The organism is Niallia sp. FSL K6-0212, assembly GCF_038007605.1.
Taxonomy (GTDB): domain Bacteria; phylum Bacillota; class Bacilli; order Bacillales; family Cytobacillaceae; genus Niallia; species Niallia circulans.
The window spans coordinates 931,727-954,206 of record NZ_JBBOXL010000001.1; the positions used below are offsets into that span (position 1 = coordinate 931,727).

Genomic DNA, 22,480 nt, shown 5'->3' on the forward strand with positions numbered 1-22,480 from the left:
TTTTATGCGGGATTTTTTTATCCTAATAATTGGTCATATAGCTTCTTTGCATAGACAACATCATTTGTTTCATGGATTAATGCTCTTCCATCTTTAAAAAAGACTACTCTGTTTCTTTCTAGCTGAACAGATAGGAGAAACGGATTTTGTCGCACTTTATATCCTTTCTTTTGCAAGCTTTCTGTTAATCGTTGAAAAGGAATATTTTTTGGACTAGATGGACGAATTTGAACCGTTTCTCTTCCACATAAAACAGCTACCTTTGTCTGATTCTCCCTTTCAAGAAAAGGATATGACCGTTTTTCTCCACATGTAGGACAATCACTTCTCTTTGCACGGCTCACTTTCACATTGTGATATTCATTATTCCATAAATCAAACGTTAAAAAGGATCCGCGCAAAGCAGCTTTATCTCCCCTTAAAAGCTTCAACGCCTCTGTTACTTGATGAGAAACGACCACCTGTACAGCTGGTGCAATAATTCCTACTGTATCACAAGTTAAACCAGTCATGGGCATCGTTTTCAATAAGCAATGAAGACAGGGTGTCTCACCTGGTATTATCGTGTAGCTCATCCCGGAACTCCCGACACAGGCCCCGTAAATCCAGGGAATTCCATGCTTAACAGCCATATCATTTACTATCATTCTTATTTCCATATTATCCGCAGCATCTATTATTAAGTCGATATTCTCAACTAACTGTTCTAATAACGCTGCGGTTGCCTCACCAATTATCCCTTTCACTGTGCAGCCTCGATTAATTTCCTTTAGTCTATTTTCGGCCGCAAATGCTTTTGGTATTTTCTCGTCAGCATCCTTTTCTGTATATAGCTGCTGCCGCTGAAGGTTGCTTTTTTCGACATAATCTCTATCTATAATGGTTAAGCTTCCGATACCGCTTCTGCATAACATCTCTGCAACAGAAGACCCTAATGCACCTGCACCAATAATTAACACATGCTTCCTGCCAATTATTCTCTGCCCTTCTGCTCCAATGGGGGAAAACAAAACTTGGCGTGAATATCTACTTTGATCCATTTGTACCTACTCCTTCCTCATCCCCCGCTAACAGGTGGAATAAAGGCAATTGTATCGTTTTCTTCCACTGTATCTTCATCCATTGCAAATTCCTCGTTTACCGCAACCATTACTCCTTGAAGAGACAGCGAAGGGAAGGCACTTAATAAATATTCCTTAACCTGTGCAATCGTCTGCCCTTGCCATTCCAATTCCATTGCCTCTTTTCCTATCGTTTCTTTTACTCCAGCAAAGAATAGTAATTGGATCAATTTAATTCCTCCTCACTTGGTCTGCCATCTTCATACCTTTTCGTACCTTTCTGGTTCCCAATCCACTCTTCACCAGATTCCCAATGTTCCCTCTTCCAAATTGGCACGATTTCTTTTATTCTTTCTATCGCATATTGATTTGCCGTATAGGCATCCTTTCGATGTGGAGTCGAAACTGCTATCACTACTGCTACATCACTGATTTCCAGCTTGCCGATTCGATGGGTAATCGCAATATCAATGTCTCCCCACTTCTCCTTTACCTCTTCCCCTATTTGCGCAAGTTTTTTCGCAGCCATTGGCACATATGCCTCATATGTTAAAAACAATGTTTTTTTTCCGGCAGTCATTTCCCTTACCGTACCAATAAAAGTAGTAATCGCACCCGCGTTTCTTCTTACAACCTTATCAATAACTTCTTGCAAATTAATTGGACGGTCCGTTATTTCAAATTTCATATAAATTCCTTTCTCGATCTACTCTCATCTTTTTTCCATATCGATTTTCATTTTTCTTTCAAACGTAAAGATTATATTTAAAGGTTACCATAAACAAAGACAGAATTCTCTTACTACTCTTCGCTCTTTTCCATATTTTTTATCGTTGGTATGCAAAATCATCTTGTAAAGCAGACTAAGCAAAGGGTGCGGAAAAGTTGTATGATTAATTAAAATGGTCTACAATTATTCAATCAAACAAAATTACTTTTCGCTGAAATAATAGCCATTACATAGGAGGCATAACAAATGAAGAAAGTATTAACTTTAGCAGGCTCTGACACAAGCGGCGGTGCAGGTATTCAAGCAGATTTAAAGACATTCCAAGAATTAGGTGTTTATGGTATGACTGCTTTAACAACGATTGTAACAATGGACCCTAAAAATCATTGGCACCATAACGTATTTCCCCAGGATATTAATACAGTTAACGCGCAATTAGAAACCGTGTTATCTGTGGGAATTGATGCTATGAAAACAGGAATGCTTGGATCTGTCGAAATCATTGAAGCAGCGGCAAAGCTAATTGATGAAAATAATATCAAAAATGTTGTGATTGATCCTGTCATGATTTGTAAGGGCGAAGATGAAGTTCTTCATCCAGAAACAGCTGATGCCCTACGTGAATTGCTTGTTCCAAGAGCAACTGTGGTAACACCAAACCTTTTTGAAGCTTGGCAGCTTGCCCAAACTGATAAACCAATTAAAACAGTAGAAGATTTAAAAGAAGCGGCCGCAAAAATTCACGAACTTGGACCTAAATATGTTCTCATCAAAGGCGGCAGTAAGTTAGGACATGAAAAAGCAATTGATCTTCTATACGATGGAAAAGAATTTACTATCTTTGAGAGCGAACTAATAGATACAACGTATACTCATGGGGCAGGCTGCACAAACTCTGCTGCTATTACAGCTGAACTAGCTAAAGGTGCTACCGTAGAAGAAGCTGTTCAAACAGCAAAAGATTTTATTACAGCAGCTATCAGCAATGGATTTAAATTAAACGAGTATGTAGGACCAACTATGCATGGAGCATATCGTAACGAAAAAGAAAAGCTTAGTGCGAAATAAAAACAGCAGTTCAATATATTCTCCTTTTACCATGCCATTATAAAAGGAGAGTATGCCCTTACCATTTTTTATTATTTAAATAAACTATTAGCAAGGAGGGATATTCTGTGGAATTTGTACAAATGGAAAAAGTGCAAAACGAAATCGATCGTTTTAGTGGAAAGAAAATCTATATTCACTTAGAAACAACAAATGGCGCTTATGCCAACCATAATGATGAAACTTTCTTCAATTCAGGCGCCTATATCCGCAATGCCCAGCTAGCCTATGAATATGGCAAAATTACGGGAAACGGCCCCTATCGAATTGGCTTAAAAACAGCAATAGGCTGGATTTATGCTGAAGGTATCACCCACTATGAAATTGACGATAAAAATAGATTGTTATTGGCAGGCTTAGACTTTACCGGAAAATTAGCAGTAGCCTTAGAAATAAGCGAAACACCATTTGAATAAACAATTAATGGAACATGCTTTTTTCATTACATGAAAGGAGGAACTCAGATGGAAACAGAAAAACAAGTATTAGTTATTTTTCCTCATCCCGATGATGAGGCATTTGGTGTATCTGGAACCATTTCAAAATTTTTACACGAAGGGGTTCCAGTTACTTACGCTTGCTTAACCCTTGGACAAATGGGAAGAAACTTAGGAAATCCACCATTTGCAACAAGAGAATCCTTACCAGAAATTCGCAGAAATGAATTAAAGGAAGCAGCTAGAGCAATGGGTCTAGAAGATCTCCGTATGCTCGGCTATCGTGATAAAACAATCGAATTCCTAAAAGAAGAAGTATTAGTCGATGAGTTTACAGCATTACTAGATGAATTAAATCCTTCTTTAGTGATTACTTTTTATCCAGGTTATTCTGTGCATCCGGACCACGATGCTACAGGAGCTGCTGTTGTAAAGGCCATCGAAAAGAGAGAAGCTTCTAAACGACCAAAACTTTACTGTGTAGCATTTTCCAAGAACACAGAGGAAGACCTTGGACAGCCAGATATTGAAATTGATGTGGAAAATTTTGCAGAACAGAAAATCAAAACAATCGCAGCCCACCTTTCTCAAACACAACAATATGTAGCAGTCCTGCAAGAAGGAATAAAGAATCAGGACCCAGAAGTTCTAGCTCGATTGTATACGGAAAAATACTGGACATATAAATTTTAATTTTGGAGAAAACAGGGAAAAAGATTGAGACATACGTCTTGCGATTATAAAAAGGTTTGTGGTAAACACCTGTTTCTGCGAGAAATAGAGATGCCATAGCCCTCTTCTTTTTCCCCAGTACCTTGTTTGTCTGTAGAGTAATAGAACAAATTGCTTTCGCCTCTCGGGCTTTTATTTACATAAATACCCAAAGTGGTGAAAGCAATCGTTATTAAATCGCTATATTAGAAATTGTTCATCTATTCCCATTATCTATTTTGTTTTGTCCCTGTATGTTTTTATTTAAAGAATAATCGCCTAAATTAAGCTTTTAGCCAAGCATTTGCAAGTAAAAGCGCTCCTTTTGCTGCCTCAGTATGCGCCAATGCATTTAGCATAACAAAATCATGTATGATTCCACCAAAACGAGCAGAGGTTACCTTTACTCCCGCTTCACGAAGTTTATTCGCATAAGCTTCTCCTTCATCTCTTAGCACATCTGCCTCAGCCGTAATGATTAAAGCTTCTGGCAGCCCAACTAATTGATCTTTTGTTGCTCTTAAAGGAGATGCTGTAATTTCTGCTCTTTCTTTTGGATTAATAGTATATTGATCCCAGAACCATTTCATGCCATCTCTTCTTAAAAAGTACCCTTCTGCAAATTGGTTATAAGAATCTGTTTCAAAGGATGCGTCTGTAACAGGGTAAAATAGTAGCTGTTTTTGAATAGCAGGGCCTTTGCGTTCTTTCGCCATTAATGTGATCGCTGCGGACATATTTCCGCCCACACTGTCACCTGCTACAGAAATTTTATTAATATCAAAGGCATACTCTTCTCCTTTTGCTGCAATCCATTCTAGCACCGTATATATTTCTTCAATCGCAACCGGATATCTTGCTTCTGGAGAAAGGCTATAATTGGTGAATACAACGGCAGCGTTGGAACCTACTGCTAATTCACGAATTAAGCGATCATGTGTATGTGCATTACCGAATACCCATCCTGCACCATGTGTATATAAAATCACTGGCAATTTAGTTGTAGAGCTGTTCTCTGGACGAACAATTTTAATTGATACTTGATTGGCCGGTCCACCTTTAATAAAAAATTCATTTTCCTCCACTGGTAATTTATCTATCTCACTAGATTGTACTTCATCTACTGCTACTCTACCTTCTGCTGGCTCCAAATCAAATAAATATGGTGGATTAGCTGTGTCTTCTGTAAATTTTTTAGCCGCTTCTTCTAATACAATGTGATTTTTGTTATTCATAGCAAATTACCCCTTTTGATTTCTTAAAATTTAATTGCGCACAACTTATTGAATTAAAATTTTTTACTCCTATGTTTTCTGTTCCTTTACATAAGGAGTACAAGTAGTTAGTTTTATCTGCTGCTCGTAAATTTAGTTGCGCACAATTTAATTTTACAATACCAACTTTTCCATTCAAAGTCAATTTATTTTTTATTAAAAATGCTGAGGAAAGTCTTTTTCCTCAGCATTTCATCAAAAAGATATATTTTATAAATTTTCTACTCTTTCTTCTAATACTTCTTTCGCATTCTGCACATGATCATTATCTTCAGATTTCACCATTTTGACAAGAAACTTTCGCATAAGCAGCATTTTTAGTCCCTTAACATGTACAGTGCCTTCAAACTCTACTTGGGTGCCTTCAGGAATCTCCGAAAAGCGATAAGCATAATCAACTATTAATCCATTTGAACTACTTCTACGCAAAAATCCTATATTTTTATCAAAAGTGAGATATTCTATTTCTGCAGATACTGTATTTCCACGAACATTTCTTATCTCTTTATATTTTGTGCCAACTCCAATCGGCTCATTTGTCAACTTTTCTGTTGATACCACTTTATTCATATATTCTGAAGCATTTGCCATGTCCGCAAAATAAGCAAAAACTTCTTCAATGGGCTCACAAATAATAACACTCGCATTAAAATCTGCCATTTTTCCACCTCAATAGAATCTATCTTTTTAGGTTTTTCATTTCTATTATAGCGAATAAATAGCAAATTGAATAATTGATTTCTAGCGAACTATAAAAATGAGTGATTACTCACTTTACAAAGTGTAACTTTTTTCATAAGATAAAAGTGAGTAATCACTCATTTATTCGAAAGGTGGTTTTTAATATGGGGACACCATCCATTGTTTCTGTTAAGAATATTTCCAAAGCATTTGGAGAGAAACAAATTTTAACCCAAATTGACTTAAGTGTTTATCCCGGAGAAATCTTAGGATTACTTGGTCCGTCCGGAGCTGGAAAGACATCACTTGTGAAAGAAATTATTGGATTAGATTTACCTGATAGTGGTTCTATTTCTGTATTAGATGTGGAAATGCCAAATCTAACTATAATGGGGAAAATCGGTTACATGGCACAGGCAGATGCATTATATCAAGATTTAACAGCTAAGGAAAATCTCGATTTTTTCGCTAGCTTGTATGGATTAAAAGGAACAGAGAAAAAATCTAGAATAGATAGTGTTGCTAATTTAGTAGAATTATCAGATCATCTTTCCAAGCCAGTATCCCAGTATTCTGGAGGAATGAAGAGAAGGCTATCTATCTGTATTGCTCTTTTAAACACTCCAAAGCTGCTAATTTTAGATGAACCTACAGTTGGGATTGATCCTATTCTCCGAAAAGCAATTTGGGAGACTTTTAACCAGCTTAAAGATAATGGAACATCCATCATTGTAACTACTCATGTAATGGATGAAGCAGAAAAATGTGATCGTCTTGGAATGATAAGAAACGGTCAACTTATTGCTCTTGATACACCGAAAAACTTGATGAACCGCTGCAATGCCCAAACAATGGAGGAAGCATTCTTATATTATGGAGGTTTAGCAAATGAGAATTAACGCCTTAGTATTACGCATATTAAAACAATTTTATCGTGATAAAAGAACACTGGCGCTAATGATATTAGCTCCTATTCTCATTTTAACATTAGTCCATCTAGTTTTTAATGGCGATGACTATGAAATAAAAATAGGATTAATTGACACACCTGACTCCATAGGCACGGCCTTTGAAAAAGAAGAATTGAAAACATCTATCTACAATAGCGAGGCTGCGGCAAAAGCTGCATTAAAAGATAGAAAAATTGATGCTTATTTTCTTGGTGAAAACAACCAAACAAAATTAATGTTAGAAGGAAGTGACCCTTCTATTACCAAAGCAACGATTACAAAAGCACAAGGTGCCATACAAAATCTTTCTTCTCATAAAGCAGTACTGGATGTAGATTTACTTTACGGTTCTATTGATATGAAACAATTTGATTCATTTGGGCCTAGTTTACTTGGAATTTTTGCCTTCTTTTTTGTTTTTCTAGTAGCTGGCGTATCTTTTTTAAGGGAAAGAACTTCAGGAACGTTGGAGCGATTACTTTCTAGTCCTATTAGAAGATGGGAGCTAGTTCTTGCTTATATTATCGGTTTTGGATTATTTACAATGGTGCAATCGGGCATTATTGTCGTTTATTCTGTCTATGTTCTCAAAATGGAAAATTATGGTTCTGTTTTATATGTATTATTCATTACGCTATTATTAGCATTAGTAGCCCTTACATTAGGCATACTCTTATCTTCTTTTGCCCATAATGAATTGCAAATGTTTCAATTTATCCCAATTGTCATTGTCCCACAAGTTTTCTTCTCTGGGCTTTTTAACTTAGATACAATTTCTCCGGTAATTAGCTGGATTTCTTACTTGACTCCGTTATATTACGCAGCAGATGCCTTATGTGAGGTAATGATTCGTGGTCACGGTTTCAAGGATATAATAGAACCTCTTAGTATCCTTTTAGGCTATTCCATCATCTTTATGATTATTAATATCTTTGTATTGAAAAAATATCGCAGTATCTAAGATATTATATTTTTCTCCATAATCCTTTATAATTAAATTAGATTGGATGGATAAGGAGTTTCCTATAAATGAACAATAGTGACAATATATTAGAGTTAATTTTAAAAGAAGAACAGTCAATAACAGATAAACAGAAAAAAATACTGATGGCAGCCATTGAAGCATTTTCCGAAAAGGGCTATGCCGCAACCTCTACTAGTGAAATTGCTAGAATGGCAGGCGTTGCAGAAGGTACTATCTTTCGACACTACAAAACCAAAAAGGATTTACTATTAACCCTTCTCTCTCCGTTGTTAAGTACGTTGATTGCACCACGAGTCATAAAGGATTTTGATAAAGTATTAAATGCTTCTCATGATAGCTTTGAAGATTTCCTTCGAGCTGTAGTAAAAAACAGAATGGAGTTTTTACAACACAATATTGCGTTATTTAAAATTTTAATACAAGAAATCCCTTTTCATGATGATCTACGAGAGACATTTAAAAATCAAATCTCTATGAACATTTTTAAACGCCTTCAAGAAATTATGGGAAATTATAAAGAAAAAGGAGAGATTATTTCTATTCCTCCTTTTAGCTCCGTTCGCCTAACAGTATCATCAATTTTTGGTTATTTTATCGCTCGTTACCTCCTTCTTCCTGATATAAAGTGGGATGATGATGAAGAAATTGAACGAACCATCCAGTTTATTCTTTATGGATTAAAACCTCGGGAATAATAATAAAAAAGGTAGATGAACTTATTCGCGTTCATCTACCTTTTTTGACCATCTTATTCCTCTAATGCTTTTCTAATTGCTTGAGCCACTCCACTTTCTTCATTTGTTCCTGTCACAAAGTGGCATTGACGTTGAATATCTTCCACCGCATTCCCCATCGCAACTGCTCTGCCAGCCATTTGAAACATGGAAACATCATTATAATTATCTCCAATTGCCATCGTGTCAGAAAGAGAAATGTTGCGATCCTTCACAAATTTCTCAAGCGCAATCCCTTTTTGAGCATGAATAGAAGTAATTTCTAAGTTCTCCTTACCGGAAGCACTAATTGCTGCTCCTTCCAGTTTAGTCAACTCCTCTCTAACATTACCTAAAACGATCGGATCAAAATGGAATGCTAATAATTTATAAATAACCTGGTCGTCATCTTGAAATAATTCTTCATAACTATCTAATTGATGAATTTCCTTCAGTCTTTCCTCGGCCGCTTTTTTAATCTCTTCCATATCCTTCGCATGGCCACTTACAGTAAAAATATCCATAATCAGTGATCGTGCTACTGTTTTATCAAGTGTATACGTTCCTCTATTAGTATAGACTTCATAATATACTTGATATTTATGTAAAATTTCAGCCATTTGTCTGGCTAGATCTTTACTTAATGGATTTGTATCGACGATGATATGCTCATTCGTCCTAATTTCTGCTCCATTTGCACAAATCATCGGTGTAATAACCCCTGCTTCTTTTAAAAGGTCTCCTGCTTCTTCATAAGCACGTCCAGTAGCGATTACTACCTCTACTCCTTTATCTTGTGCTTCTTTAATTGCTTCTCGATTTTCTTTCGTGATTTCTTGTGTGGATGTTAATAACGTCCCATCCATATCAATTGCTATGCATTTAATCATCTAAACACCCTCAATAATTTATTCAGCTTCATCAATAATTTTCTAATTCCTTTATCATCATAACATGAAAGAACAAGCAGCAAAAGGAAGAGAACTTTAAGAGATGCTTGTCTTTTTGTAAATTATTTTATCTGTTTGCTTTATAAGCAGGCACACCGGTTAGAAATAGGAATGCCCTTACTTGCGGATTTTGACTTTTACTTGCGACTCTTCTATCTAATACCTTCACCAACCCATAATGAACTATCTTCGCTGTCCTCTTTCCCTTCTCTGCCTTCTTTCTAAACCATCTTCTATTTTGTCTTTTCTGTGAACGGATATGTGAACATTTTTCAAACAATGAGTGAACTTTACCGCAAACTGACGAAATTTCATTATGATATACCTATCATTTACCAAAAGGAGACGATCGGAAAAATCAACTTTGTTAAAAACCTTTTATATCAATGTTTATCGACTTTTTCCAACATTAAATTACATAGGATGAACATCACGGAAAAGCACTTTTAACAAGTTTTTTTATCCTACTGCCTCAATTAAATCTAATTGAATTTCATCTTATGCAATGATTTTTATCGCTTTATCGAACTGGAAGATTCACAAATCTGTTCAAAATACAAAAAGGAGGAGAAACTCATGGATATGATTTTTCTATCGCGTTTGCAATTTGCTTCAACGACCATATTCCACTTTTTATTTGTTCCCATTTCTATTGGTTTAGTATTTATTATCGCAATCATGGAATCTTTTTATGTGAAAACAGGGAATGAAGAATACAAAAAAATGGCAAAGTTTTGGGGCAAATTATTTTTAATCAATTTTGTTATTGGTATTGTTACAGGAATTCTTCAAGAATTCCAGTTTGGTATGAACTGGTCTAACTATTCTCGCTTTGTTGGTGATGTATTCGGAGCACCACTTGCAATTGAGGCATTGCTCGCTTTCTTTATGGAAAGCACCTTTATTGGACTTTGGATATTCGGCTGGGACCGTTTATCAAAAAAAGTACATTTAGCATGTATTTGGTTGACTGCATTTGGAACAACGATTTCTGCCTTCTGGATTTTAGCAGCAAACAGCTTTATGCAGCGCCCAGTGGGATTTGAAATTAATAATGGCCGCGCTGAAATGAATGATTTCTTTGCACTTATTACAAACGGCCAAGTTCTTGTTGAGTTTCCTCATACTGTGTTTGGAGCACTAGCTACTGGCGCATTTTTAGTATGTGGAATTAGTGCTATTAAATTGTTAGGCAAAAAAGATGTTGATTTCTTTAAAAAATCCTTCCAAATCGGGATTACCGTTGCATTAAGCGCTACGTTTCTAACGCTTGTTGCCGGTCATGCCCAAGCACAATTTTTAGTAGAAACACAGCCAATGAAAATGGCTGCTAGTGAAGGATTATGGGATGAAAGTGAAGATCCAGCACCATGGACCGTGTTTGCCAATATTGATGTAGAAAACAAACAAAATAGCGGAGAAGTAAAAATTCCTTATCTACTAAGCATCCTATCTTACAACACTTTAGATGGCAGCGTAAAAGGAATGAATGATCTGCAAGCAGAGTATGTGCAGAAATATGGAGATGGCAATTATATCCCTCCAGTTAAAACAACTTTCTGGAGTTTCCGCATCATGGTTGCAGCAGGAGTAGCAATGATTCTCCTTGGAATATATGGCGTATTTCTGGCTTGGAAGAAGAAATTAGTTGCTAAACCTAATAAATGGTTCTACCGTTTCATGATTGCAGGAATTTCCTTACCATTTATCGCTAATACCTCTGGATGGATTATGACAGAGATTGGCAGACAGCCATGGACTGTTTTTGGATTAATGACAACAGAAGATAGTATTTCCCCAAGTGTTTCAGCTGGGCAAGTATTATTCTCTATTATTGCATTTTGTACCATCTACGCGATATTAGGTGCTATCATGGTTTACTTATATGTAAAAGTTATTAAAAAAGGGCCATATTTGATGGAAAAAGAAGATACAAAAGTAACGAATGACCCGTTTGCGAAGGAGGGCTTCCATGCTTGAGTTAAATGTTCTTTGGTTTATCTTAGTCGCTGTTTTGTTTATTGGATTCTTCTTTTTAGAAGGTTTTGATTTTGGAGTTGGAATGTCAACAAAGCTTTTAGCAAGAAATGATATGGAAAAACGAATACTCATTAATTCTATTGGTCCTTACTGGGATGCAAATGAAGTGTGGTTAATTACTGCAGGGGGCGCCATGTTCGCCGCTTTCCCTCATTGGTATGCTACAATGTTCAGCGGATTTTATACACCGCTTGTAGTTGTTTTATTAGCGTTAATCGTTCGGGCAACAGGATTTGAATTCCGTGCAAAAGATAGCCACCCTGCATGGAAAAAGGCATGGGATCTGTGTATTTTCTTAGGAAGCTTCCTTCCTCCTTTATTATTTGGCGTTGTTTTTGCTTGTTTTATGCAAGGACTGCCAATTGATAAAAATATGGAATTAAAGGCTGGCTTCTTTGATGTTGTAAACTATTATACATTAACCGGCGGGCTTACAGTATTAGTCCTTTGCCTTGTGCATGGACTAGTATTTACTACCTTACGTACCGTTGGAGACTTACGAGAAAGAGCAAGAAATTTAGCACAAAAGCTTTTGCCTTTATTAGGTATCTTATTATCGTTATTTTCCGCATTAACTTATATTAAAACAGATATTTTCCAAGAACGTGGCTTAATCCTTTCCTTTATCTTCTCATTAGGGGTTATTGCCTTTGTTGTTGGGGGATTCTTTATCTCTCGAAAAATGGATGGATGGGCTTTCGGGATGACTGGTGCCGTTATCGCCTTATCTTTTGCTTCCATTTTCATCGGCTTATTCCCTAGAGTAATGGTTAGCTCAATAAGTGATGCATATAGTTTAACCATTCAAAATGCAGCTTCCGGTCACTATTCTTTAAAAGTGATGACAATTGTAGCCCTAACGCTTCTGCCATTTGTTCTTGGCTATCAGATTTGGAGCTATATTGTGTTCCGGAAACGTATTACTGAGAAGTCTCATTTAGAATACTAATGGATAAAAATCTTTTAAAACTTACTAGGATCAAGCCGATTCTCGCAACTATAGGAATATTAACCATTGTGGAAGGAGCTGCTATTATTCTGCAGGCCAAATGGCTTGCAGAAATAATAGCCTCTTTATATAACGGAGAAAACTATCAAGAGCAATATGTAAAGATCATATTGTTCTTATTAGCTTTTTTAGGGAGGCATTTTTTACACACTATCCAACAAAATATCGCTGCAGCATTTGCTGAAAAAACGAGTAAAGAGCTTCGTCTTCAGTTAATGCAAAAACTATTTGAATTAGGTCCTAAGTACACCAAGAAACAAGGAAGCGGAAACATTGCTACACTTGTCCTTGAAGGGATTAGTCAATATAGAACATATTTAGAGCTTTTTCTACCAAGAATGCTGGCTACAGGAATAGTTCCAGGCATGATTATTCTATATGTATTTTGGAATGATTGGCTATCAGGTGTAATCTTAACAGTTACAATGCCGATTTTAATCGGATTTCTAATACTTGTGGGCATGGCAGCTAGCAGCCAAATGAATCGACAGCTTGCCACCTACAAAATCTTATCTAATCACTTTTTGGATTCTTTAAGAGGACTAGACACACTGAAGTTTCTAGGTAGAAGCAAACAGCATAGCGGAAATATCGAAAAGGTAAGTGAACAATATCGCGGGGCAACGATGAAAACATTGCGATTAGCCTTCTTATCCTCCTTTTCTTTAGACTTCTTTACCTCTCTTTCCGTTGCAGTGGTGGCAGTAAACTTAGGATTACGCTTAATAAATGGTGATTTAGTTTTATTACCTGCCTTGATGATTCTTATTTTGGCACCAGAATTTTTCCTGCCTGTTCGAATGGTCGGAGCTGATTATCACGCAACATTAGACGGAAAAGAAGCTGGGGATGCAATCCAAACGATTATCCAAACCCAAAAATCTGCCAAAATGACTGGACAGTCTATTTCTTTAGGTACAAAGCCTTCCTTAACGTTTGACCATGTTACCTTTCAGCATCATCCCGAGGAAAAAGCAACCTTAAAGGACCTTTCCTTTATGATTGATGGCTATAAAAAAATTGGCATTGTCGGTGAAAGTGGCGCGGGGAAGTCTACGCTTATTGACCTCCTAAGCGGTTTTTCTCAACATTGTGCGGGGAGCATTTCTGTAAATAGTGTGTCTTTACCTAGCCTTATGACAGAGGAATGGAGACAGCTGACTACGTATATTCCGCAATCTCCTTATATCTTTAGCATGACATTACGAGAAAATATCTCCTTTTACCAGCCAGATGCTGCCGACGAGGAAATTATCCAAGCATTAAAAGCGACTGGTCTATACGACATTTTCACTACTTTTCCTAATGGTCTAGATGAATTATTAGGAGATGGAGGAAGAAACTTAAGTGGCGGGCAGGAACAAAGAATTGCTTTGGCACGAGCATTCTTAACCAATCGAAAAATCATGCTGTTAGATGAGCCAACCTCTCATTTAGATATTGAAACAGAGTTCGAATTAAAAGAAACGATGCTACCTTTATTTAATGAGAAACTAGTATTCTTTGCAACCCATCGTCTTCATTGGATGAAAGAGATGGATTCAATTATCGTCATGGATCAAGGCACTATTGTAGAATCAGGCACACATGAAGAGCTAGTCGCAGCAAAGGGCTTTTATTATAAGCTATTACAACAGTAAGGAGGATGACTCTAAAAATGAATGAAAACAAATGGATTTCTCCATTTCTGAAAGCAAATAGTGGCCGAATTGTCTTAATTCTTTTCTTGAGTGTCCTAGCTTTACTTACAGCTGCGATGCTTACCTTTACTTCTGGCTATCTTATTTCTAAATCAGCCATTCCAGTCGAAAATATATTAATGGTTTATGTACCAATTGTTGGCGTAAGAACCTTTGGTATCAGCCGGGCTGTATTTAGCTATTTGGAAAAATTAGCTGGTCATCATACAGTTCTGCGCATTTTATCGAAAATGCGGATGAAGCTATATCAAATTTTAGAACCACAAGCTTTGTTTTTAAAAAGCAGATTTAAAGTTGGCGATATGCTAGGGATTCTTTCTGATGACATTGAAAAACTGCAAAATATATATTTACGGACCATTTTCCCAACCTTTGCAACCTCTGTTTTATATATTATAGTGGTATGTGCTATTGGAATATTGGATATTCCTTTCGCCATTCTCATGGCAATTTATTTAGGTCTATTATTATTCGTCTTTCCTATTCTTTCTTTAGTACTCATGCGCAAAAACCAAAGAGAATTTAAACAAAGAAGAAACGGGCTATATCAAAAATTAACGGATAGTATTTTAGGCATTAGCGACTGGGTTATCAGCGGTCGGTCGAAAGGCTTTATAGTGGAATATGAAAAAGAGGAAGCGATTGTTGCGCAACTCAACTATAAGCTTGTTCAATTTACTCGTTGGCGCAACTTTGCTTCCCAAGCAGTTGCGGCATTGATTATCCTTTCTCTCGTTTTCTGGTCTAGTAAGCAATATATCGATGGCGCTATTCCTGTTACATTAATTGCTGCTATTATTCTAGTTGCCTTGCCAATCCTGGACGCTTTTCTAGTCGTTTCTGATGCATTTGAAAAGCTGCCAGCCTACCAAGACTCGTTGGATAGACTTAGCAAACTGAATGTTCCTGAACAGAAAAACGAAAGAGTTCGTCCAATCATAGACACCGATATAGTCGATATTCAAGTTGATCAAATTACTTATCAGTATGAGAAAGAACAAACCTCATCCCTATCTAATGTTAGTTTAGATATTCCACAAGGGAAAAAAATTGCCATCATCGGTCGTAGCGGTGCTGGTAAATCAACCTTACTGAAATTGATTCAAGGAGTAATCCAGCCAACAACAGGAAGAGTCACCTATAATGGAGAGACATCGGCTTCGTTTCATGCAGACACTTCTTCGATTATATCTGTGCTCAATCAAACACCTCACCTCTTTGCAACAACGTTACGAAATAATATTTTACTAGGGGTAGAAGAAGCATCGGATAAAGAACTAATAAAAGCGATTAAATCGGCTCAATTAGAGGAGTTAGTTTCATCCTTGCCAAATGGGTTGGATACTTTTATGGAGGAAACAGGCCAACGTTTTTCTGGCGGAGAGAGACAAAGAGTAGCACTAGCCAGAATATTGCTCCAAAAGACTCCTATTGTTATTATGGATGAACCAAATGCCAGTCTTGACCCAAAAACAGAAAAAGCATTACTTAAAACAATCTTTACAACATTGGAAGGAAAAACAATGATCTGGATTACCCATCATCTTGTAGGTGTAGAAGAGATGGATGAAATTATCTTTATGGATCAAGGAGAGATCGTTCTGAGAGGAAGTCATCAAGAACTGCTAGCTACAAGCAGCCGCTACCAGCAATTATATGCATTAGATCATCCAGAATGAATCCGATAATAGGCGAGTCTTCATTAAAGAAGGCCGCCTTAATGTTTTATTTGTTTCGGTTCTTCCTCTGTTACCTTTTCGCAAAAGAGCCTTTGAGGATACCTCTTTACTAAGACATGTTGAACGGCCTGCCCTGCTCTTAAAAATTTAATGAATTACATCTTCTACTCTTGCTTCTGTAACTTGGATTAAATTGTTAACTGCCAATTCAATTTGAACACCAATCTTCCCTCCACTAACAATAATCGTGGATTGCTTGTTCACACTCTCATCCAAGATTGTCTCATACTTTTTCTTCATGCCGATTGGTGAACACCCACCCCGAATATAACCAGTTGTTTTTTGAATATCCTTTACGGCAATCATTTCTAGCTTTTTTGCATTGACTACTTTTGCTGCTTTTTTTAAATCAAGCTCTGCTTCAACAGGGATAACAAATACATAAATTCCATTCCCCGTATCTTTCACCACAAGTGTTTTATACACCATTTCGATTTCTTTACCAATCTTACCCGCAACGGATATACCGTCCATTTTCCCATCTTTATTTTCATAAGTATGTACACTGTAGGAAATCTTTTCGGCATCCAAAATGCGCATTGCATTTGTTTTGGTAATAGCCATAGCTATATACACTTCCTTTCCTAACACTGGTAATTTTTCTCTAATTAAACCATATCATATCGTTACCCAAAATGAATATTAATTATTTCAGAACCAAAGCCCCATATTCTTCATATAGTATGGAAAGTAGAAATCGACTTGCTGGGAGGAATAAAATGAAACCGACCTATCAAGATGCCCTTGCCTATTTCGGGGTGAGCGGTGCACATCCAGGTGGCTTAACATTAACAAAGTTCTTATTGGAACAAGAAAAAATTACGACCCATACAACATTACTTGATGGCGGCTGCGGCACTGGCCAAACTTCAGCTTATATAAAAAAAAACTACCCCTGTGCTGTCACAAGTATTGACTATCATCCTACAATGGTGCAAAGAGCAAAAGAACGATTTAAAAAAGAAAATCTGTCGATTCAATTAGTGCAAGGAAGCCTAGAAAAGATGCCCTTTCCTTCCAACAGCTTTGACATCATTTTAATAGAATCTGTACTAATTTTCACTAATTGCAGAAATTCCCTTGCCGAAATTAAAAGAGTGCTCAAGCCAGGCGGCATCCTACTGTTATTAGAAATGACTGCGGAAAGAAGTCTCCATGCAATAGAACATCAGAATATGTGTGAAGTTTATGGCATTGAAAAGGTCTATACAGAAAAAGAATGGATAGATTTAATGAAGGAAGCGGGTTTTCCCAAAGTAGAAATAAAACTTGGACACTCTGTTTTTTCCCATATGATGACGGGAATGGAAAAGGAAGATGAAGCAATTGATAGAACTGTACCAACGAATGTCCAATTAGAAGGTAAATTGATGGACCATTCCTATATTCTTTATACTTACGGGGATATAATCGGCTACCGAGTATATAGAGCTAGTTTGTAAAAAAAGAGGCTCTCAGTGGATTAGCCTCCATTTGAGAAACCTCTTTTTATTATTTTCAGCTGTCCTTTAGTAAAGCTTTATGAATCCATATAGCTGCTTGCGATCCTTCTCCCATTGCGATTGTAACCTGTTCCGAATGAGCCACAACATCACCTGCTGCCCAGACGCCATCTATATTAGTCATTTTCGTACGCGCATTCACGATAATATGATTATTCTCCATTATCTCGACTCCTAAAGGCACTGCTAAATCTGACTTTACTTTATTCCCGCCAAATGCAATAAAACTATGCTTTGTCTCGAGCATCTTTCCATTTTCCAATACATACCCTTTGATTTGGGAATCATCTGCTAATACTCGATCTATTCTCTCTGTATAAATGGAAATTCCACTATCACTTAATTGTCTAGCCAGCTTTTCGCAAGTAGTCTCTCCACCATGATTAATATACGTAATATCGCTTGTCCAATACAACAAAGTAAGGGCCATATTTGCCCCAACATTTCCATTTCCAATCACTATTGTTTTTTTATCCTTTACTTCATATCCATCACAATCCGGGCATAAGTAGACGCTGATTCCCAGACAAGGGTACAATTCGGCAAATGGGGGAACATTATCCATAACACCTGTTGCAAGGAGAATTTTCCGAGATTGAAACAGACCCTTTTCAGTTGCTGCCGTAAAATGCCCCTCTTCCTTTTTTAAAGAAGTAACGGTACTCTTAAGAAACTCTACCCCAAGGCTTTCTGCCTGTTTCCTTCCTAAACTCCGCAATTCTGAGCCGCTGATTCCATTAGGATATCCTAAAATATTATGGTAGCTTTTACATATCGTAGATCGACCATCCTCTGCATCAATAATCAGCACATCATGATTATATCTTCCTAATTGAATCGCTGCCTGCAATCCCGCTATGCCACCGCCTATAATAATGCAATCAAGAATTTTGGTCATCTTTTTCCCTTCTTTCTTTTAGTCAAGCCAGTTTCTTTAGTTTTTACGAGGAGACAATTCTTATTCTTCCAAAATACTATCCGCTATAGCGGAATAAAAAAATGGCTATGTATTACGGGATTCCCGAATACATAGCCATTTAATCTTATCTTATGAAGATACTACTTCTTCTTTGAAAAATTGCGGTAAGTGCTCTTTATGTGCTTCTAGCATTTCATCCAAAATTTGTTTTGCCACTTTGTCTGACGGCAACAACGGATTAATCGTCATAGCTAATAATGCGGTATGATAACTTCCTGTAACTGCCGCTTCTGCCGCCACTCTTTCAAAGGACTTAATTTGTTGAACAAGTCCGCGAACTGCAACAGGCAGATCACCGATCGCAATCGGTTTTGGTCCGTCTTTTGTGATAATACTGCTAATTTCTACAGCTGATTCATTTGGAATGCTTGCAATAGCTCCATTATTTATTGTATTGACAGGCTGAATATCTCTTCTGTCATTGTACATAGAATCAATTAAGCTGCAAGCTGCATCACTATAATAAGCACCACCTCTTTTTTCTAGCTGCGGCGGTTTTTTATCTAAGTTTTCATCCTTATAAAGTTCAAACAGCTCTTTTTCTAATTGCTGAACGACTTCAGCACGTGTACCTTGTTCTGCTGCTTCCTCCAACTCATTTTGCAGCATTTCTGCTTGCTTATAATAATAACGGTGATATCCACAAGGAATAACTCCTAATGCTTTAATAAAGTCTGGCTCCCAGTCAATAGCAGCAATATTCCTCATCGTATCACTTTTATGCTTCGACATTTTCTCTAAAAAGTCTGGCGTAATGTTCTTCCCATCTAAATATACATTTAACCCAAATACCATATGGTTCAAGCCAGCAAAGTCAACATGCACACGACTAGATTCTACTTCTAACAGCTTAGCGATACCCATTTGAATAGAAATCGGTACATTACATAGCCCGACAATCTTCTTCCAATTACTATGACGAAGAACAGCTTCTGTTACCATTCCAGCTGGGTTTGTAAAGTTAATGAGCCAAGCGTTTGGACACAGCTCTTCCATATCCTTTACAATATCTAAAATGATAGGAATGGTTCTTAATCCTTTAAACAGCCCTCCTGGACCATTCGTTTCTTGCCCAATCACATTATACTTTAGAGGGATTCTTTCATCTTTAGCACGTGCAGCTAGTAGGCCAACTCGAAATTGAGTTGTAACAAAATCTGCATCCTTAAGCGCTTCTCTTCGGTCTAGAGTTAAGTGAATTTCAATTGGTAAACCTGCTTTCTTCACCATTCTCTTCGCTAGATTTCCAACAATATTAAGCTTTTCTTCTCCTTCAGGAATATCTACTAACCATAGTTCCCGCACAGGTAATGAATCATATCTCTTAATAAACCCTTCCACTAATTCAGGTGTGTAGCTTGACCCACCGCCGATAGTAACAATTTTAATCCCTTTTCCCATAATAGATCGCCTTCCTTTTCTACTTATTTCTGCAATCCCTTACAAAATTACCGATTAAATGAATGTCTCTTCACTTACAACCTTAACGTCTAACTAGACCCGAGTAAATAGGATGCTGGGAATTAGGACTTTTTCACACATAATGGAACGTGTTCCAAAAGAGAAACGTGTTGTTTCACAAGGATTCTGCCTCCCTTTTAGAAAAGAACAATAGAATTACTTTGCTTTATTGCTTAAAAAAAACTTGATAAAGGGGCTTTACCCTTTATCAAGTGACTTTTTCCGAGCGTTTGCCCGAAATATTAATTGATTAATTACTTCCGAAAACATTAAACCCATTGCAATAGATCCTGAAATTAAGCAGACCTTTGCTGCTAAGCTTACCGCTACATAATAATTATTCTCGACAAAATTACGCATCGCATTATAAGCAGTTCCCCCCGGAACTAAAGGAATGATTCCTGCGACACTAAATATAATAACTGGTGATTTATATATTCGGGCGAACACTTGACTTATGACGGCGACAAGAAAGGAGCCTGACAAGGCCGCAATTACTTCATTTTGATGAAAATGAACAATTGTCCAATATGCCATCCATCCAATTGTTCCTACAAATCCGCATTGAATTAATAATTTCCGAGGAATATGAAAAATAATTCCAAAGCCAAACGTTGCAACAAAGCTAGTTATTGCCTGTGCTAAAAATTCATTCATTACTTATTCCTCTCCTTAAAAAACAAAAAATGCAACGGCAATCCCTGAACCAATTGCTGTAGCTGTTAAAAAGGCCTCTGCCCCTTTTGAAATACCAGATACTAAATGACCTGCTATTAGATCCCGCACCGCGTTCGTAATAAGCAAACCTGGTACAAGCGGCATTACAGAGCCGATAATAATCTTATCTACCTCTTGACCAAAACCAATGGAAACAGAGAAAAAAGCTACTAGTCCAATAACAAATGCTGCCGAGAGCTCTGCAAAAAACTTTATTTGCAAAGCCTTATGAAAATACAAGGAACACAAAAAGCCTAAACCACCAGCTAGCAATGCAGGGATAAAATCGCCCCAAACTCCATCAAACATAATTAAAAAACAGCCACTTGCAATGGCAGCTGCGATGACTTGAAAGGAATCAGAATACGTACATTTTTCATCTTCCACATCTTTCAATAAATGGTACGCTTCCTTCATACTCACTGTTCCTGTGCTTATTTTACGTGAAATATCATTTACTCGAGCTACCTTTTCTAAATTAGTCGTCCGCTCAATAATCCGATTTAATTTCGTCTTTGTCGGTTCTACCCCTTCTAACGATAAAATAATGCCTGTTGGGGTTACAAAGCAGTCAGAATCGGTCACGCCATATGCAGTTGCTATTCTTGTCATTGTATCTTCTACTCGATGGGTCTCCGCTCCATTTTGGAGCATAATACTTCCTGCTAATATGCAGATCTCCATAATGTCATATGTTTTTTCCACTGATATATATGTCATACTATCTCTCCAACTAAAACAGTATAGGTACTCTTAAGATCCTCCAATAGACGCTTCATCTCATCAGTACTTTTAGCATTTTTTATTGATCATTTTAAAAAGCTATTTTTATCATAAGCAACAAATTACAGTTTATATGAAATATGGCTATTTTATCAATAATTGAAGGGAAAATAAAATAGAGGAATTTTTATTAACAAAACAGAAGAGTGAAAAAAATTTTTTCCAAAATAAAAAGTCCATTATGACATCAAATGGACTAAAAAAATAACATATAGTGTTTTTTATTAATCGTTCTGGATGCCAAATCTCGCATTGATTTGACCACGGAGCATTTGCTTTTTGACTTTCCGCTCTTCTTCTTCCTTGTTTTTTTTCATAATCTCTTGTCTAATTTCATGTGTCCGAACGCCTTCTTCTCGTTTATTAGCAATCTCAATTAGTCTTTCTACATCAGAGAATGAATATTTTCTATTTCCTCTTTCTGGTCTCTCCGGAAAAATTAATTTTCGCTGTTCATAATATCGAATTTGTCTTTCCGTTAATCCAGTTAGTTCACTTACAACACCAATAGTAATGACCTTTCTTTTCTTATAGGATGGTTCATGATCCATTACATCTCACCTCATGAAGTAAAGTAGTATTCTCATTTATCCTAATTATAATACTTTTCAGATAAAGAAAAATACCTTTTGTTATATTTCCTAACACAAAATTAAAAAAATAGGTAAGATTTCCTTACATTTTCAATGATTTTTTCTATATTTTCCGTTAAAATGCTAAATGTATAAACGAGATTTTTTAATTTTCAGCCAAGGAATAGGTATTCGGTATTATTTTTTGTAAATGGAGAGGAGCCTTCTTAGATGATAACCAAGGAAGCAGTCGATTTAGCTAAAAAGATTGTGGAACTTGATCTTTTGAGAGACGAGATTTGGGAACACTTAGCAGAAGTTGCGGGTGAACACGCCCATGAACTTCTTCGAATTGTTCAGAATAGCTAAACAAACTGTA

24 protein-coding genes are annotated in these 22,480 nt (G+C 36.7%); 12 read left to right on the top strand and 12 right to left on the bottom strand.

Annotation, left to right across the window (positions count from 1 at the left end; all coding sequences use genetic code 11):
- Window positions 1-17: 17 nt before the first annotated feature.
- The 3 genes from MHH96_RS04225 to MHH96_RS04235 are packed head-to-tail and all read right to left on the bottom strand — an operon-like array spanning window position 18 to window position 1,749.
- Window positions 18-1,040: a MoeB/ThiF family adenylyltransferase gene (locus MHH96_RS04225; RefSeq protein ID WP_047940800.1), complete on the bottom strand. Its 1,023-nt coding sequence runs from the start codon at window positions 1,038-1,040 to the stop codon at window positions 18-20.
- Between the two features lie 17 nt (window positions 1,041-1,057).
- Window positions 1,058-1,291, bottom strand: a complete 234-nt coding sequence (gene moaD / locus MHH96_RS04230) for a molybdopterin converting factor subunit 1 (protein ID WP_047940801.1) — start codon at window positions 1,289-1,291, stop codon at window positions 1,058-1,060.
- Window positions 1,288-1,749, bottom strand: a complete 462-nt coding sequence (locus MHH96_RS04235) for a molybdenum cofactor biosynthesis protein MoaE (protein ID WP_047940802.1) — start codon at window positions 1,747-1,749, stop codon at window positions 1,288-1,290. Before MHH96_RS04235 ends, moaD begins: the two co-directional genes overlap by 4 nt.
- A 288-nt stretch (window positions 1,750-2,037) precedes the next feature.
- On the opposite strand from MHH96_RS04235, the gene pdxK reads away from it, so the two are divergent.
- The 3 genes from pdxK (at window position 2,038) to bshB2 (ending at window position 4,028) form a co-directional block, all read left to right on the top strand.
- Window positions 2,038-2,859 (top strand): pyridoxine/pyridoxal/pyridoxamine kinase, encoded by an 822-nt coding sequence (pdxK, locus tag MHH96_RS04240; protein WP_047940803.1) that lies wholly within the window; start codon window positions 2,038-2,040, stop codon window positions 2,857-2,859.
- A 107-nt stretch (window positions 2,860-2,966) separates the two neighbouring features.
- The gene (locus MHH96_RS04245) at window positions 2,967-3,314 is read left to right on the top strand and encodes a YojF family protein (protein ID WP_047940804.1); all 348 of its coding nucleotides are present in this window, start codon (window positions 2,967-2,969) and stop codon (window positions 3,312-3,314) included.
- 48 nt (window positions 3,315-3,362) lie between these two features.
- Window positions 3,363-4,028, top strand: a complete 666-nt coding sequence (bshB2, locus tag MHH96_RS04250) for a bacillithiol biosynthesis deacetylase BshB2 (RefSeq protein WP_047940805.1) — start codon at window positions 3,363-3,365, stop codon at window positions 4,026-4,028.
- 302 nt (window positions 4,029-4,330) lie between these two features.
- On the opposite strand, the gene MHH96_RS04255 is transcribed toward bshB2, so the two are convergent.
- Both MHH96_RS04255 and MHH96_RS04260 read right to left on the bottom strand, forming a co-directional pair.
- Window positions 4,331-5,281 carry an alpha/beta hydrolase gene (locus tag MHH96_RS04255; protein WP_047940806.1) on the bottom strand — a complete coding sequence of 317 codons (951 nt, stop codon included), beginning with the start codon at window positions 5,279-5,281 and terminating at the stop codon, window positions 4,331-4,333.
- A 249-nt stretch (window positions 5,282-5,530) separates the two neighbouring features.
- Window positions 5,531-5,980: an SRPBCC family protein gene (locus MHH96_RS04260; RefSeq protein ID WP_047940808.1), complete on the bottom strand. Its 450-nt coding sequence runs from the start codon at window positions 5,978-5,980 to the stop codon at window positions 5,531-5,533.
- Between the two features lie 185 nt (window positions 5,981-6,165).
- Here MHH96_RS04260 and MHH96_RS04265 point away from each other — a divergent pair, with 185 nt between their 5' ends.
- The 3 genes from MHH96_RS04265 (at window position 6,166) to MHH96_RS04275 (ending at window position 8,631) form a co-directional block, all read left to right on the top strand.
- The gene (locus tag MHH96_RS04265) at window positions 6,166-6,900 is read left to right on the top strand and encodes an ABC transporter ATP-binding protein (protein ID WP_047940809.1); all 735 of its coding nucleotides are present in this window, start codon (window positions 6,166-6,168) and stop codon (window positions 6,898-6,900) included.
- Window positions 6,890-7,912 (top strand): ABC transporter permease, encoded by a 1,023-nt coding sequence (locus MHH96_RS04270; RefSeq protein WP_341116780.1) that lies wholly within the window; start codon window positions 6,890-6,892, stop codon window positions 7,910-7,912. The genes MHH96_RS04265 and MHH96_RS04270 overlap by 11 nt, the downstream gene beginning before the upstream one ends.
- Before the next feature lie 68 nt (window positions 7,913-7,980).
- Window positions 7,981-8,631 carry a TetR/AcrR family transcriptional regulator gene (locus MHH96_RS04275; RefSeq protein ID WP_047940811.1) on the top strand — a complete coding sequence of 217 codons (651 nt, stop codon included), beginning with the start codon at window positions 7,981-7,983 and terminating at the stop codon, window positions 8,629-8,631.
- 53 nt (window positions 8,632-8,684) lie between these two features.
- On the opposite strand, the gene MHH96_RS04280 is transcribed toward MHH96_RS04275, so the two are convergent.
- A complete protein-coding gene (locus tag MHH96_RS04280; RefSeq protein ID WP_061796917.1) occupies window positions 8,685-9,539 on the bottom strand; it encodes a Cof-type HAD-IIB family hydrolase in 855 nt (284 codons plus the stop codon).
- Between the two features lie 636 nt (window positions 9,540-10,175).
- On the opposite strand from MHH96_RS04280, the gene MHH96_RS04285 reads away from it, so the two are divergent.
- From MHH96_RS04285 to cydC, 4 genes are read left to right on the top strand one after another with little or no spacing between them, the layout of a single operon-like run.
- Window positions 10,176-11,579, top strand: a complete 1,404-nt coding sequence (locus MHH96_RS04285; protein ID WP_047940813.1) for a cytochrome ubiquinol oxidase subunit I — start codon at window positions 10,176-10,178, stop codon at window positions 11,577-11,579.
- Window positions 11,572-12,588, top strand: a complete 1,017-nt coding sequence (gene cydB, locus MHH96_RS04290; RefSeq protein ID WP_095322000.1) for a cytochrome d ubiquinol oxidase subunit II — start codon at window positions 11,572-11,574, stop codon at window positions 12,586-12,588. Before MHH96_RS04285 ends, cydB begins: the two co-directional genes overlap by 8 nt.
- Window positions 12,588-14,288, top strand: coding sequence for a thiol reductant ABC exporter subunit CydD (gene cydD, locus MHH96_RS04295; RefSeq protein ID WP_144544760.1), 1,701 nt, complete (start codon window positions 12,588-12,590; stop codon window positions 14,286-14,288). Before cydB ends, cydD begins: the two co-directional genes overlap by 1 nt.
- Before the next feature lie 17 nt (window positions 14,289-14,305).
- Window positions 14,306-16,027 (top strand): thiol reductant ABC exporter subunit CydC, encoded by a 1,722-nt coding sequence (gene cydC / locus MHH96_RS04300; RefSeq protein ID WP_144544758.1) that lies wholly within the window; start codon window positions 14,306-14,308, stop codon window positions 16,025-16,027.
- 147 nt (window positions 16,028-16,174) lie between these two features.
- Here the strand turns inward: cydC and ybaK are convergent, their stop codons facing one another.
- On the bottom strand, window positions 16,175-16,651 hold the full coding sequence (gene ybaK, locus MHH96_RS04305) for a Cys-tRNA(Pro) deacylase (protein ID WP_047940817.1): 477 nt from the start codon (window positions 16,649-16,651) through the stop codon (window positions 16,175-16,177).
- A 155-nt stretch (window positions 16,652-16,806) separates the two neighbouring features.
- Between ybaK and MHH96_RS04310 the strand changes: the two genes are divergently transcribed.
- The gene (locus MHH96_RS04310; protein ID WP_061796924.1) at window positions 16,807-17,529 is read left to right on the top strand and encodes a class I SAM-dependent methyltransferase; all 723 of its coding nucleotides are present in this window, start codon (window positions 16,807-16,809) and stop codon (window positions 17,527-17,529) included.
- Between the two features lie 55 nt (window positions 17,530-17,584).
- Here the strand turns inward: MHH96_RS04310 and MHH96_RS04315 are convergent, their stop codons facing one another.
- The 5 genes from MHH96_RS04315 to MHH96_RS04335 form a co-directional block, all read right to left on the bottom strand.
- On the bottom strand, window positions 17,585-18,487 hold the full coding sequence (locus MHH96_RS04315; RefSeq protein WP_144544756.1) for an NAD(P)/FAD-dependent oxidoreductase: 903 nt from the start codon (window positions 18,485-18,487) through the stop codon (window positions 17,585-17,587).
- Window positions 18,488-18,637: 150 nt separating this feature from the next.
- Window positions 18,638-19,969: a 6-phospho-beta-glucosidase gene (locus MHH96_RS04320; protein WP_047940820.1), complete on the bottom strand. Its 1,332-nt coding sequence runs from the start codon at window positions 19,967-19,969 to the stop codon at window positions 18,638-18,640.
- A 258-nt stretch (window positions 19,970-20,227) separates the two neighbouring features.
- A complete protein-coding gene (locus MHH96_RS04325; RefSeq protein WP_047940821.1) occupies window positions 20,228-20,686 on the bottom strand; it encodes a threonine/serine exporter family protein in 459 nt (152 codons plus the stop codon).
- Window positions 20,687-20,701: 15 nt separating this feature from the next.
- Window positions 20,702-21,466 (bottom strand): threonine/serine exporter family protein, encoded by a 765-nt coding sequence (locus tag MHH96_RS04330; RefSeq protein ID WP_047940822.1) that lies wholly within the window; start codon window positions 21,464-21,466, stop codon window positions 20,702-20,704.
- Window positions 21,467-21,753: 287 nt separating this feature from the next.
- Window positions 21,754-22,080 carry a MerR family transcriptional regulator gene (locus MHH96_RS04335; protein WP_047940823.1) on the bottom strand — a complete coding sequence of 109 codons (327 nt, stop codon included), beginning with the start codon at window positions 22,078-22,080 and terminating at the stop codon, window positions 21,754-21,756.
- A gap of 252 nt (window positions 22,081-22,332) precedes the next feature.
- Between MHH96_RS04335 and MHH96_RS04340 the strand changes: the two genes are divergently transcribed.
- Window positions 22,333-22,470: a hypothetical protein gene (locus MHH96_RS04340; RefSeq protein WP_162837571.1), complete on the top strand. Its 138-nt coding sequence runs from the start codon at window positions 22,333-22,335 to the stop codon at window positions 22,468-22,470.
- Window positions 22,471-22,480 lie beyond the last annotated feature (10 nt).

Bases quoted from the DNA above. Each gene is read 5' to 3' on its own strand.
- cydD (WP_144544760.1), top strand. From the start codon at position 12,588: ATGGATAAAAATCTTTTAAAACTTACTAGGATCAAGCCGATTCTCGCA.
- cydB (WP_095322000.1), top strand. From the start codon at position 11,572: ATGCTTGAGTTAAATGTTCTTTGGTTTATCTTAGTCGCTGTTTTGTTT.
- MHH96_RS04285 (WP_047940813.1), top strand. From the start codon at position 10,176: ATGGATATGATTTTTCTATCGCGTTTGCAATTTGCTTCAACGACCATA.
- MHH96_RS04265 (WP_047940809.1), top strand. From the start codon at position 6,166: ATGGGGACACCATCCATTGTTTCTGTTAAGAATATTTCCAAAGCATTT.
- MHH96_RS04280 (WP_061796917.1), bottom strand. From the start codon at position 9,539: ATGATTAAATGCATAGCAATTGATATGGATGGGACGTTATTAACATCC.
- MHH96_RS04255 (WP_047940806.1), bottom strand. From the start codon at position 5,281: ATGAATAACAAAAATCACATTGTATTAGAAGAAGCGGCTAAAAAATTT.
- MHH96_RS04270 (WP_341116780.1), top strand. From the start codon at position 6,890: ATGAGAATTAACGCCTTAGTATTACGCATATTAAAACAATTTTATCGT.
- MHH96_RS04310 (WP_061796924.1), top strand. From the start codon at position 16,807: ATGAAACCGACCTATCAAGATGCCCTTGCCTATTTCGGGGTGAGCGGT.
- MHH96_RS04325 (WP_047940821.1), bottom strand. From the start codon at position 20,686: ATGAATGAATTTTTAGCACAGGCAATAACTAGCTTTGTTGCAACGTTT.
- MHH96_RS04315 (WP_144544756.1), bottom strand. From the start codon at position 18,487: ATGACCAAAATTCTTGATTGCATTATTATAGGCGGTGGCATAGCGGGA.
- MHH96_RS04275 (WP_047940811.1), top strand. From the start codon at position 7,981: ATGAACAATAGTGACAATATATTAGAGTTAATTTTAAAAGAAGAACAG.
- MHH96_RS04320 (WP_047940820.1), bottom strand. From the start codon at position 19,969: ATGGGAAAAGGGATTAAAATTGTTACTATCGGCGGTGGGTCAAGCTAC.
- MHH96_RS04340 (WP_162837571.1), top strand. From the start codon at position 22,333: ATGATAACCAAGGAAGCAGTCGATTTAGCTAAAAAGATTGTGGAACTT.
- ybaK (WP_047940817.1), bottom strand. From the start codon at position 16,651: ATGGCTATTACCAAAACAAATGCAATGCGCATTTTGGATGCCGAAAAG.
- MHH96_RS04225 (WP_047940800.1), bottom strand. From the start codon at position 1,040: ATGGATCAAAGTAGATATTCACGCCAAGTTTTGTTTTCCCCCATTGGA.
- MHH96_RS04260 (WP_047940808.1), bottom strand. From the start codon at position 5,980: ATGGCAGATTTTAATGCGAGTGTTATTATTTGTGAGCCCATTGAAGAA.
- MHH96_RS04335 (WP_047940823.1), bottom strand. From the start codon at position 22,080: ATGGATCATGAACCATCCTATAAGAAAAGAAAGGTCATTACTATTGGT.
- cydC (WP_144544758.1), top strand. From the start codon at position 14,306: ATGAATGAAAACAAATGGATTTCTCCATTTCTGAAAGCAAATAGTGGC.
- MHH96_RS04235 (WP_047940802.1), bottom strand. From the start codon at position 1,749: ATGAAATTTGAAATAACGGACCGTCCAATTAATTTGCAAGAAGTTATT.
- pdxK (WP_047940803.1), top strand. From the start codon at position 2,038: ATGAAGAAAGTATTAACTTTAGCAGGCTCTGACACAAGCGGCGGTGCA.
- bshB2 (WP_047940805.1), top strand. From the start codon at position 3,363: ATGGAAACAGAAAAACAAGTATTAGTTATTTTTCCTCATCCCGATGAT.
- MHH96_RS04330 (WP_047940822.1), bottom strand. From the start codon at position 21,466: ATGACATATATATCAGTGGAAAAAACATATGACATTATGGAGATCTGC.